At 43.3% G+C, this 11,772-nt stretch carries 9 protein-coding genes; 8 read left to right on the forward strand and 1 reads right to left on the reverse strand.

Going from position 1 to position 11,772, the window contains the following annotated elements; all coding sequences use genetic code 11:
* Positions 1 to 26: 26 nt before the first annotated feature.
* The 4 genes from PGZ10_RS05460 to PGZ10_RS05475 all read left to right on the forward strand — a co-directional run bounded on the left by PGZ10_RS05460 (position 27) and on the right by PGZ10_RS05475 (position 5,698).
* Complete coding sequence (locus PGZ10_RS05460) at positions 27 to 1,391, forward strand: MATE family efflux transporter (protein ID WP_055248143.1); 1,365 nt, start codon at positions 27 to 29, stop codon at positions 1,389 to 1,391.
* Positions 1,392 to 1,478: 87 nt separating this feature from the next.
* Positions 1,479 to 2,003, forward strand: a complete 525-nt coding sequence (locus PGZ10_RS05465) for a spore maturation protein (protein WP_008374123.1) — start codon at positions 1,479 to 1,481, stop codon at positions 2,001 to 2,003.
* A 186-nt stretch (positions 2,004 to 2,189) separates the two neighbouring features.
* Entirely contained in the window at positions 2,190 to 4,433 is a 2,244-nt protein-coding gene (locus tag PGZ10_RS05470) for a beta-L-arabinofuranosidase domain-containing protein (protein WP_270540895.1), read from the forward strand.
* A 212-nt stretch (positions 4,434 to 4,645) separates the two neighbouring features.
* Positions 4,646 to 5,698 carry a PTS transporter subunit IIC gene (locus PGZ10_RS05475; protein ID WP_270540897.1) on the forward strand — a complete coding sequence of 351 codons (1,053 nt, stop codon included), beginning with the start codon at positions 4,646 to 4,648 and terminating at the stop codon, positions 5,696 to 5,698.
* 95 nt (positions 5,699 to 5,793) lie between these two features.
* On the opposite strand, the gene PGZ10_RS05480 is transcribed toward PGZ10_RS05475, so the two are convergent.
* Complete coding sequence (locus tag PGZ10_RS05480) at positions 5,794 to 7,557, reverse strand: DUF885 domain-containing protein (protein ID WP_270540898.1); 1,764 nt, start codon at positions 7,555 to 7,557, stop codon at positions 5,794 to 5,796.
* A 185-nt stretch (positions 7,558 to 7,742) separates the two neighbouring features.
* Here PGZ10_RS05480 and nadA point away from each other — a divergent pair, with 185 nt between their 5' ends.
* The 4 genes from nadA (at position 7,743) to PGZ10_RS05500 (ending at position 11,437) form a co-directional block, all read left to right on the forward strand.
* A complete protein-coding gene (nadA, locus tag PGZ10_RS05485) occupies positions 7,743 to 8,651 on the forward strand; it encodes a quinolinate synthase NadA (protein WP_270540901.1) in 909 nt (302 codons plus the stop codon).
* A gap of 70 nt (positions 8,652 to 8,721) precedes the next feature.
* A complete protein-coding gene (locus PGZ10_RS05490) occupies positions 8,722 to 9,924 on the forward strand; it encodes an L-aspartate oxidase (protein ID WP_270540904.1) in 1,203 nt (400 codons plus the stop codon).
* Between the two features lie 35 nt (positions 9,925 to 9,959).
* Entirely contained in the window at positions 9,960 to 10,811 is an 852-nt protein-coding gene (nadC, locus tag PGZ10_RS05495) for a carboxylating nicotinate-nucleotide diphosphorylase (RefSeq protein WP_022220419.1), read from the forward strand.
* A 110-nt stretch (positions 10,812 to 10,921) separates the two neighbouring features.
* Positions 10,922 to 11,437: a transcription repressor NadR gene (locus tag PGZ10_RS05500; protein ID WP_117558751.1), complete on the forward strand. Its 516-nt coding sequence runs from the start codon at positions 10,922 to 10,924 to the stop codon at positions 11,435 to 11,437.
* Positions 11,438 to 11,772: the final 335 nt, after the last annotated feature.

Raw genomic sequence — 11,772 nt, forward strand, 5'->3', positions numbered from 1 at the left:
GTTAATGAGATAAACAGAGGGATTATATGAAAACATTACAGAAAGATTTGACGACCGGGAATCCGGGAAAAATTATTTTTAATTTCACACTGCCGATCTTCATTGGAAATGTATTTCAGCAGTTCTATAGTATGGCGGATACGATTATCGTAGGAAAGTTCGTGGGAACCAAAGCACTTGCGGCTGTTGGAAGTACGGGAACGATCATGTTTCTGATCAATGGATTTATTCTGGGAATGACGGCAGGATTTACCGTACTTACGGCACAGAAATTTGGCGCAGGTGATATGAAAGCAATGCGCAAGACTGTAGGAAATGCCGCGATTCTGGCGATTATTATGTCTCTTATTATGACTGTGCTCGGAATGATGGCAATGAAACCGCTTCTTGGGATTATGAAGACACCGGATGATATTTTCAAGGATGCCTATGCGTATATTATGGTAATCTGTGGTGGAATTGCGGCGCAGATGCTATATAACTTTTTATCCAGTGTCTTGCGGGCACTTGGTAACAGCAAGGTTCCGCTGTATTTCCTGATTCTTGCGGCGCTGCTCAACATTGTGCTGGATATGGTATTTATCATTGCATTTCACATGGGCGCAGCCGGTGCGGCATGGGCGACCGTGATTTCACAGGGGATTTCGGGAATCCTGTGTCTGGTATATATTGTGAAGGCGGTTCCGATCCTGCATTTACATAAGGAGGACTGGCGTCCGAGCGGACATCTGCTGAAGATCCAGCTTGCAGTCGGAATTCCGATGGCTCTTCAATATTCGATCACAGCAATCGGAACCATGATGGTACAGACTGCCCTGAATCTGCTTGGCTCCACACAGGTAGCAGCATTTACCGCAGCGAATAAGATCGAGCAGATCGTGACGCAGGCATATGTTGCGATGGGAACCACGATGGCAACCTATTGCGCACAGAATATTGGAGCTGGTAAGATCAAAAGGATCCGTCAGGGATTTAAGTCAATTACGATCATGGGAAGTATCTATTCAGTCGTAGTTGCGGCGATCATTATGACAGTTGGAAAATATATGACGTATCTGTTCCTGTCTGGGGATCTGACAGAAATTATGCATTCCGTGGATATTTACCTGAAGTGTGTCGGTACTTTCTTTATTCCGCTTACCGTTGTAAATGTTTACCGGAATGGAATCCAGGGAATGGGATATGGACTGCTTCCGATGATGGCTGGTGTGGCTGAGTTGGTTGGCAGGGGTGTTGTTGCCATGATCGCGGCAGGGCAGAAGAGTTACTTTGGAGTATGCATGGCAAGTCCGGCGGCATGGATCCTGGCAAGTGCATTGCTGATCGTGATGTATTATTATGTGATCCATCAGAATGAGAAGCGGTTTGCGAAGTATGCGGATGAGGAATAGAAAAGTTTTCTTTATAAAGCAAACGGAATGAATAACAGCTCCGGCGAATATACTTTTTAGTAAAGTGGTTCGCCAGGAGCTGTTTTTATGCGCCTTTTTTTATACATATCTGACTTTATAGTCCCTTTTATGATTTTGTCCATTCTTATATATGGAATTTTTGCAGGAGTGAATGTATATGATACTTTTATTCAGGGAGCAAAGCGTGGATTTTGGACGGTCGTGCGGCTGATGCCGACGTTGATCGGATTGATGGCAGCAGTGGGGATTTTGCGAGCATCGGGTTTTCTGGAATTTATATCGGAAATAATTGGAAATGTGACGGAGCAGATTGGATTTCCGGGGGCATTGGTTCCGCTTACGATTGTGAAAATGTTTTCGTCCTCTGCCGCAACGGGATTATTGCTTGATATCTATAAGGAATTTGGAACGGATTCGAGAAACGGAATGATCGCTTCAATTTCGATGGCGTGTACGGAAACGATTTTCTATACGATGTCTGTGTATTTTATGTCAGCAAAGGTGAAAAAAACCAGGTATACTCTTGCCGGAGCACTTATTGCAACATTTGCAGGGCTTGCAGCAAGTGTGTGGCTGGCAGCACTTGTATAAATAAAAGTTGTATATAAAAATTATCGAATGTTGTATTCAGATCTTTTTGAAAAATGTATATATCGCACAATAAAAATGACTACAATTAACAAAAAATGTGCAAAATCTTGACAAAGAATGGAGAGAAACATAGAATATAGTCTATAGATGGTTCGAATCCAATTTTTATACGAAAAGGAGCAAAACATGAACGCAGCAGAAATTATTAAAAAAGATTTGGATGCAATTTATATTGGGAATCTGAGCACAGTAGATGACGATCTTACACTTCCGGAGAACGGAAAATATGGTGCTCAATTTACCTGGGAGACAGGGGAAGAAAGATTTATTGACAATACAGGAAAGGTACATCGTCCGCTGCATGGCATGGGAAACCGTAAGGTTACACTGACGGTTACTGCAACATATGAAGGATGTAGTGAGTCAAGAGAATATGTGGCGACCGTATTGCAGGAAGCAAAAGAAAATATCGTAAAAGAAGTACGTAAAGTCGTCCTTAATGCACTGGTCGGTGAAGAAGCACATCTTCCGTCTGTTGTGATCGTATATACAGAAGATGGACGCCGCATGACAATGCCGGTGAAATGGAATACATATGAACCGGCAAAAGAAGAGACAGTGGTTGCAGTTGCAGGTGTGATCGATGGAACAGAAAAGGAAGCATCTGCAGAGATCCATTATAAAAAGGAAATAGTACCAGTAAAAGGACCGGAGAAAAAGGTGGATTATGTTCCACTTGGACAGGTTCGGTTGAAAGAAGGAACTCTTTATTATAAATACCAGAAGCTGATGGAAGAATATCTTCTTGGAATTGACGATGACCAGATGCTTTATAATTTCCGCAAAGCGACCGGACTGGATACCAAAGGAGCACCTCCGATGACCGGTTGGGATGAGGAAAGCTGTAAACTGAAAGGGCACACGACCGGACATTATCTGTCAGGTATTGCACTTGCATTTGCAGCAACCGGCAATCCAAAATTTTTAGATAAAGTCAATTACATGGTAGCAGAGCTGAAAAAGTGCCAGGATGCATTTGCGGCAACCGGCAAATATCACAGAGGATTTTTGAGCGCATACTCAGAGGAACAGTTCGATCTTCTGGAAGTATATACTAAATACCCGGAAATCTGGGCTCCGTATTATACTTTGGATAAGATTATGTCCGGATTATATGATTGTCATGTACTTGCCGGAAATGAGACGGCAAAAGAGATCCTGGACTTGATGGGAGACTGGGTATATGACAGACTTTCCCGTCTGCCAAAAGAAACACTGGATAAAATGTGGGCAATGTATATTGCGGGCGAGTTTGGTGGTATGCTTGGAACAATGGTAAAAGTCTATGAGCTGACCGGAAAAGAAAATCATCTGAAGGCTGCAAAACTTTTTGAAAATGAAAAGTTATTCTATCCGATGGAAGAAGAATGCGATACATTGGAGGATATGCATGCAAACCAGCATATTCCGCAGATTATCGGTGCAATGGATCTGTATCGGGCAACTGGTGATGAGATTTATTGGGAAATCGGAAAGAATTTCTGGAATATCGTGACTGGTGGACATACATATTGTATCGGTGGGGTTGGTGAGACTGAGATGTTCCATCGTGCAAATACAACGTGCTCTTATCTTACGGATAAGGCTGCTGAAAGCTGTGCAAGTTATAATATGCTGCGCCTGACCAGTCAGTTATTTGAATATACTCGAAGCGGCGATCTGATGGATTATTATGATAATACGCTGAGAAATCATATCCTGACATCAAGTAGTCATAAATGTGATGGTGGAACGACTTATTTTCTTCCACTTGGTCCGGGTGGCAGAAAAGAATTCTTCCTTTCAGAGAATTCCTGCTGTCATGGAACCGGTATGGAGAGCAGATTCCGTTATATGGAAAATATTTATGCGCAGGATGAAGATGCGCTTTACATTAACCTTCTTGTAGATTCCGTGCTGACGGACGAAAATGGAAAAACGATGATTGAACTTCAGAGTGTGGATGAAGAAGGTGTAATGGAAATCCGTTGCCAAAAGGATCAGAAAAAAGTTCTTAAAATCCATATTCCGGCATGGGGGCAGAAGGATTTTAACGTGTCTGTAAATGGAAAAGTTCTTGCAGATACAGCACTTCATGATGGATATCTGGTAATTGATGCAGATCCGAAAGCCGGAGATGTGATCCGACTGGAACTTCCGATGGAATTCCGTGTGTTGGATAACAAGTCTGATGCGGCATTTGTCAATCTTGCATATGGGCCATATATTCTTGCGGCACTTTCAGAGGAAAAAGAATTCCTTACAGCACCGGCAGTAGAAGAAATTCATATGGTTGATGGAAAATTACAGTTTGAAGCGAATGGAATGAAGATGATCCCTCTTCCGGAAGTAGATATGGAAGCTTATCATGTATATTTTCATAAAGAATAAAAATAAGAAATAAAAAGCAGGAGTGTGCAGTTAAAAAATGTACACTCCTACTTTTTTGTCATATCAGTTATATCATACTTTTGCGAAGATAAGAGATTTAAATAAAATCTTCTTGACGGATTCTGCAAAACAGTGGATAATATTGCACAGTAATCACATGTGACAAGACAGTAGATTATACACTAAAAGAATGACAGGAGCAGGAGAAAGTTATGAAAGAGTTTCTAAGAAAGAAAAATATTATCTTTTCAGCGAAGCGATACGGAATCGATGCGCTTGGTGCAATGGCGCAGGGACTGTTTGCATCGCTTCTGATCGGTACGATCATCAGTACACTCGGAGAACAGCTTGGTATAGGAATCCTTGTAACAGTAGGCGGTTATGCGAAAGGAGCAACCGGAGCTGCGATGGCAATCTCGATCGGAGTAGCACTTCAGTGTCCGCCACTTGTATTGTTTTCACTGGCGGCAGTCGGAATGGCAGCAAATGAACTTGGGGGTGCCGGAGGACCTCTTGCGGTTTTGGTCGTTACGATTTTTGCAGCAGAATTTGGAAAACTGGTTTCAAAAGAAACAAAAATAGATATTATTGTGACACCATTTGTGACGATCTGTGTGGGGGTTCTGCTTTCACTGGGATGTGCACCGGCGATCGGAGCAGCGGCAAGTACCGTAGGAACTGCGATCATGTGGGCGACTGAATTACAGCCATTTTTCATGGGAATTATCGTATCTGTGATTGTTGGTATTGCACTGACACTTCCAATCAGCAGTGCAGCGATCTGTGCGGCACTTTCACTTACCGGGCTTGCAGGAGGTGCTGCTGTAGCCGGCTGCTGTGCACAGATGGTTGGTTTTGCGGTTATGAGTTTTAAGGAAAATAAATGGGGTGGTCTTTTTGCACAGGGAATAGGAACCTCGATGCTCCAGATGGGAAACATTGTGAGAAATCCGAGAATCTGGCTTCCGCCGACACTGGCATCCGCAATTACCGGTCCGGTCGCAACCTGTATCTTCCATTTGAAGATGAACGGTGCGGCAGTGGCATCCGGAATGGGAACCTGCGGACTGGTCGGACAGATTGGTGTGTACACTGGCTGGGTAAATGATATTGCAGAAGGAACCAAAGCTGCGATCACCGGAATGGACTGGGCAGGTCTGGTGCTGATCTGTTTTATTCTTCCGGCAGTGCTTTCCTGGACGATTGCGATTCCGATGAGAAAATGTGGTTGGATCAAGGAAAATGATCTGAAACTGGATCTGTAGATTCAAGTGTAAATTATATAAAATGTGTTTGATGGGCTATCCTGTGGGAATGTTTCGGATTCTCACAGGATAGTTTTATTTTGTGTGAAATAGGATCAATCTAATAAATTTTTTTCCACCTCATCATATACGATCTCAAATGGCGCCGGCCCCACATCCAGTACCGCCCTGTGAAATTCTTTTTGGGAGAATTGATTTCCCAGAGTATCTGCCATCTCCTTTTTCAATTCATAAAATTTCAGGTATCCAATATAGTATTTCAGATAATTGGCAGGACTTCCAATAATCAGTTCGTAGACACTCTGTACTGCATTTGCATCATTGATTCCGTAATCGCTGAAAAAGCGGACTGTATCAGTTACAGACCAGCCGTCATAATGAATTCCCATATCTGCAAGTGCATAAAGTCCAAGAATGACAGAACTGTTTTTCTGGAGAAGCGATGCTTCCGTCTTAGAGAGAGGTGCAAGGTAGTAGGACATCATTTCCGCATAGGTGGCCCAGCCCTCAACGTATCCGCCAAAATCAAGAATGCTCCGAATAGGATCCGGCTCAGAAGCAGAAAAATAGACAGTCTGGTACAGATGTCCGGGATAGCCTTCGTGAGCAAGGGTCGTGTAGAGATTCAGCCCTGAGGCGGTCTGTCCGTTGTTAATATAGATGACATTTTCCGTCAGATTGTCAATGGCAGGGATCATATAGAAAGCGGGACTTAGATAATCCTGCATGGATTCCGGAACATATTTGACCTGGAAATCAACATCAGGAATTTCCGGGAATGTATCTGTGATTTTAGACCTGAGATCATCCAGCATGGAATCAGGAGGTGTCTGCTCCAAAACGGATGCCTGGGTAAGTGCTGCGTCGGCAGGGAAGAGAACCTTCTGCATGGCATTTAGATCTTCCAGTATCTGTGCCCTGGTCATCAGTCGCAGACGGGAAATGGATTCATTACAGCCGGTAGTCTGACGCACCAGATATTCATAGTATTTTTTTCCATAGAGGAAATGGCTAAGTCCCTGTTCATTTGTTCCTTTTCCTTTCAGCGATTTGATAGCGGTGATCAGATTTTGATAAGCTGGATAAATCTCTTCTGTTACAAGTTTTATATTTTCTTTCCGAAAAGAATCTTTTTTGTTTTCAGGTAAAAGATCCAGTGACGCGATCCGTTCGCTAAATGTACTGATCAGATAATTCTCTTTACCCATATCGATAAAAGACTGGCAGGTGTCCAGAACAGAGTCAGCCTGGTAATCCGGCATAAAAAGACCGGAAGCAGCTTTTTTCTGCTCAAACCGGATGACAGAATCAAAATAGGCAGGCGTTTCTTTTAAGAGAGCCAGATAGGTTTCTACATCCTGTGTGTCGTAAAAGCTGTATTCCGAGAGCAGAACAGGCAGCTGGGTATGAATGCCGGATACGGGGCCGAGAGGCTCCTGATAAAGCAGATAATCTGTTCCTGTGGATGCATTTTTAAGATAGGTATCCAGGATTTTAAAGGTTAGTGCATTTTCTGAAGAAAGAGTGCCGGGATCAAATTCCTGCAGAGAAGAGAGAACATTTCTGACAGAAGCTTTCGCTGCAACGGGATCAGAAGAAAGACTGCCATATGTAGCCGGGATGTCCGCGATTCCATAGTCAGAAGGAGAACGCAAGGTATAGTGAAGACTGATGGTATTTGCGGATACTTCCGTCTGGAAAAGGCTGCGTGTGAAGGTACGGAATTGCCGGTCGGAAGATTCTGCATGCAGAGAGTTCCAAAATGCATTGCCAGACAGAAAAGAAATCAGAATGACCAGCAGACAACAGGGAAGGATCAGAAAAATTTTTTTCCGGTGTTTAAGAATTAAATGAAACATAAAACTCCAGAAGAAATGATGTTGTTTCTATGTATATGATTTTGATTCTGGAAATATGTATCTCAAACGAAACTTTACAGAAATAAAACAAGTGTCTTGTCAGATGTAAAGTACGGTGCTATAATGGGCACTATGCTGAAAAAAGATCAGAGATGAGAAAAGAGTCAGTAAGGGAGGATCACGTTATGACAACGGTGGAAGAGATACAGAAGCTTAAAAAAGAGAAGAATGCTGTCATTCTGGCACATTATTATGTGCGGCCGGAGGTGCAGGAAATAGCAGATTATATAGGGGATTCTTTTTACCTGAGCAAGGTAGCGACGAAGCTCAAAGAAAAGACAATCGTATTTTGTGGCGTTTCTTTTATGGGGGAGAGTGCGAAGATCCTGAATCCGGAGAAAACGGTTCTGATGCCGGATATGACAGCAGACTGTCCGATGGCACATATGGCAGATGTGGAGACGATCCGGAAGATGCGGAAAGAGTATGATGATCTTGCTGTTGTCTGCTATATCAATTCAACGGCAGCACTGAAAGAATACTCGGATGTCTGTGTGACATCTGCAAATGCAGTGAAGATCGTAAAAGAACTTCCGAACAAGAATATTTTCTTTATTCCGGATCGGAATCTGGCACATTTTGTAGCCGATCATGTACCGGAAAAAAATTTTGTTTACAACAATGGATTCTGTCCGACTCATGAACGGATGGAACCAGAGGATGTAGCCGAAGTGAAAAGGAGACATCCGGGGGCACAGATCGTCGCACACGGAGAATGCCGTGCAGAACTTCTTGCGATGGCAGATTACGTGGGAAGCACATCAGGAATCATCCAGTATGTAACGGCAAGTGATTGTCAGGAATTTATTGTCTGTACAGAAGAGGGTGTGGGTTACAAGCTGAAGGAACAGAACCCGGAGAAGACATTCTATTATCCGGACAAGCTACCGGTATGTCCGAATATGAAAAAGAATACGCTGGAGAAGATATTGCATGTTTTGCAGACTGGTGAAAATGAGGTTCACGTAGATGCAAAACTTCGGGAAAATTCCAAAAAACCGTTAGAGAAAATGCTTGAGCTTGCTGCAAAATAAAAGAACTGGAAAATCAAAAATAAGAAACAACAGGTGACCGGCTAAGAGAACCGGAATTGGAGGGATAAAGTTGGAGATTAAGACAGATGTAGTGATCGTTGGAACGGGAGTTGGTGGAGCGTTTTCAGCACTGAATCTTCCGGAGGATAAACAGATCCTTATGATTACCAAGTCAGATCTGGAAAGCAGTGATTCATTTCTGGCACAGGGTGGAATCTGTGTACTTCGTGATGATGAGGATTATGAGGGATATTTTGAAGATACAATGCGCGCAGGTCATTACGAGAACAGGAAAGAATCGGTGGATATTATGATCCGCAGCTCGCAGGAAATTATTCATGATCTGATTGGATATGGCGTGGATTTTGCCAAAAAAGACGGAAATCTTGCATTTACAAGAGAAGGTGCGCATTCCAGACCAAGGATTCTTTTCCATGAAGATATTACAGGGAAAGAGATTACGAGTAAACTGCTCATGCATGTAAAGAAACGAAAAAATGTACAAATACACGAATATACAACTATGACAGACATAATTGTTAAAAATGGAAAATGCGCAGGTATTTTAGCGAAGACGGAAGACGGTGAAGAGATGAAGATCTATGCACAGGATACGATTTTTGCAAGCGGTGGAATCGGAGGAAGATACCAGCATTCTACAAACTTTCCACATCTGACAGGAGATGCGCTTGATATTTCCAGGAAGCATGGAATCCGTCTGGAGCATCTGGATTATGTCCAGATCCACCCGACAACTTTGTATTCTTCAAAACCAGGGCGAAGATTTCTGATTTCAGAATCTGTCCGTGGAGAAGGCGCAGTTCTTTATAATAAAGACGGAGAACGTTTTGTAAATGAGCTTCTTCCGAGAGATGTGGTGACAAAAGCAATCCGGGAACAAATGGAAAAAGACGGAACGGATCATGTATGGCTTTCCATGGAAAATATTGATAAGAATACGATCCTGGAGCATTTCCCAAATATCTGTGAGCGGTGCCGGGAAGAAGGCTATGACGTGACAAAAGAGTGGATCCCGGTTGTTCCTGCACAACACTATTTCATGGGAGGCATCTGGGTAGACAGCGACAGCAGAACTTCGATGGAGCATCTGTATGCGGTTGGAGAGACCAGCTGCAATGGCGTCCATGGGGCGAACCGTCTGGCAAGTAATTCTCTGCTTGAGAGCCTGGTGTTTGCAAAACGTGCGGCACATAAGATTTCCGGAGTGGAAAATGCAGTAAATCCTGTACTGTTCTGTAAAGAGGCAATATAAAAGAAAAAGATCTGTTTAGAATGAGGAAAAAAGAAATGAATAAGATTACGATGACATTGAATGTAGACCATCTGATAAAAGAAGCACTGCAGGAGGACATTTCCAGTGAGGACGTGACCACCAATGCGGTGATGAAAGAAGCGGTGACCGGAGAGGTGCAGCTGATCTGCAAACAGGATGGAGTAGTTGCCGGGCTGGATGTATTTCACAGAGTATTTGAAATTCTGGATGAAAATGTGAAGACAGATTTCTATTGTAAAGACGGTGACGAAGTGAAAAAAGGAGAATTGATGGGGATTATTACAGGCGATATCCGTGCGCTGCTCTCAGGGGAACGGGTGGCACTGAATTATCTGCAGAGAATGAGTGGAATTGCGACTTATACACATTCGGTTGCAATGCTTCTGGAAGGAACGAAGACGAAGCTTCTGGACACCAGAAAGACAACGCCGAATATGCGTATTTTTGAAAAATATGCGGTCCGTGTCGGTGGAGGATACAATCATAGATATAATCTTTCCGACGGAGTGCTTTTAAAAGACAATCATATCGGAGCGGCAGGAAGTGTGGCAAAGGCGGTGGAAATGGCAAAGGAATATGCACCGTTTGTCCGCAAAATTGAGGTAGAAGTTGAGAATCTGGATATGGTGCGTGAGGCTGTTGATGCGGGAGCAGATATTATTATGCTGGATAATATGTCGCCGGAGGATATGAAGGAGGCAATCAGGATTATTGACGGACGTGCAGAGACAGAATGTTCCGGAAATGTAACAAAAGAAAATATTGACCGTCTGACGTCTCTTGGAGTAGACTATATATCAAGTGGGGCACTTACCCATTCTGCTCCTGTCCTTGACATTTCGCTGAAGAATCTGCATGCTATTTAAGCCGGTCTGGATTCAGTAAGAGTGAAGACAGGATTTGGCAGACAGAAGAGGAAAGTCTGTAATACGTCAGGCACAGAGCAGAATTGCAGAAAAAGGAGAGTTATATCGGGATGACAGGTTCCAGACGAAGAGAAGAGATTGTCAGCAAAATAAAGAGCAGTGAGGTTCCGGTACCCGGGAAAGAACTGGCGAAGGTATATGATGTAAGCCGTCAGGTCATTGTACAGGATATTGCGCTGATCCGTGCAGCCGGATATGATATCATTTCAACCAACCGGGGATATATTCTGAATGCACCGCATACGGTAACGAGAGTGTTCAAAGTCAGTCATACGGATGAACAGATGGAGGATGAGCTTTGTTCAATCGTGGATCTGGGAGGCAAGGTGGTAAATGTAATGATCAATCACCGGATTTATGGACATATGGAAGCACCTCTTGATGTGGCATCGCGGAGAAATGTCAAAGAATTCATGGAAGGGATCCATAGTGGAAAGTCCAGTCCGCTTAAGAATATCACTTCCAACTATCACTACCACACAGTTGAAGCGGATTCAGAAGAGACACTGGATCTGATCGAGCAGGTATTGAAGGAAAAAGGCTATCTGGTGTCAAATACGCCTTGACAAGTTTCTGATATCTGTGATACGATTTTTTTGATATAGGAAAAGCGATGATGAAGAGAGTAGGTCTTTTGAATGTTTACAGAGAAGTCCCGCAGAGGCTGAGAGGGATGGCTGGAGAAGGACTGAAGATGGCTTCTGAGCAGCGCAGGTGAACATAAGGAAGCAACGAATCAGTTTCTTGTGCAAGCATGCGATGGGTTCCGCCCGTTACAGCGGCGAGTGCAGATATAGACTGCAAAAAGCAGCAGACTGTACCCGGTGAGATTCTTCCTGTGAGGGAAGGATGAAGAGAAGTGGTAACACGGTAATAATCCCGTCTTCTATATTTTATAGAA

It is taken from the genome of Coprococcus sp. AF102-57 (assembly GCF_027686195.1).
Lineage (GTDB): Bacteria > Bacillota > Clostridia > Lachnospirales > Lachnospiraceae > Allocoprococcus > Allocoprococcus comes.

What these genes read in the sequence shown, in the direction of transcription:
- PGZ10_RS05460 (WP_055248143.1), top strand. Translation starts at nt 27, where the DNA reads ATGAAAACATTACAGAAAGATTTGACGACCGGGAATCCGGGAAAAATT.
- PGZ10_RS05465 (WP_008374123.1), top strand. Translation starts at nt 1,479, where the DNA reads ATGCGCCTTTTTTTATACATATCTGACTTTATAGTCCCTTTTATGATT.
- PGZ10_RS05470 (WP_270540895.1), top strand. Translation starts at nt 2,190, where the DNA reads ATGAACGCAGCAGAAATTATTAAAAAAGATTTGGATGCAATTTATATT.
- PGZ10_RS05475 (WP_270540897.1), top strand. Translation starts at nt 4,646, where the DNA reads ATGAAAGAGTTTCTAAGAAAGAAAAATATTATCTTTTCAGCGAAGCGA.
- PGZ10_RS05480 (WP_270540898.1), bottom strand. Translation starts at nt 7,557, where the DNA reads ATGTTTCATTTAATTCTTAAACACCGGAAAAAAATTTTTCTGATCCTT.
- nadA (WP_270540901.1), top strand. Translation starts at nt 7,743, where the DNA reads ATGACAACGGTGGAAGAGATACAGAAGCTTAAAAAAGAGAAGAATGCT.
- nadC (WP_022220419.1), top strand. Translation starts at nt 9,960, where the DNA reads ATGAATAAGATTACGATGACATTGAATGTAGACCATCTGATAAAAGAA.
- PGZ10_RS05500 (WP_117558751.1), top strand. Translation starts at nt 10,922, where the DNA reads ATGACAGGTTCCAGACGAAGAGAAGAGATTGTCAGCAAAATAAAGAGC.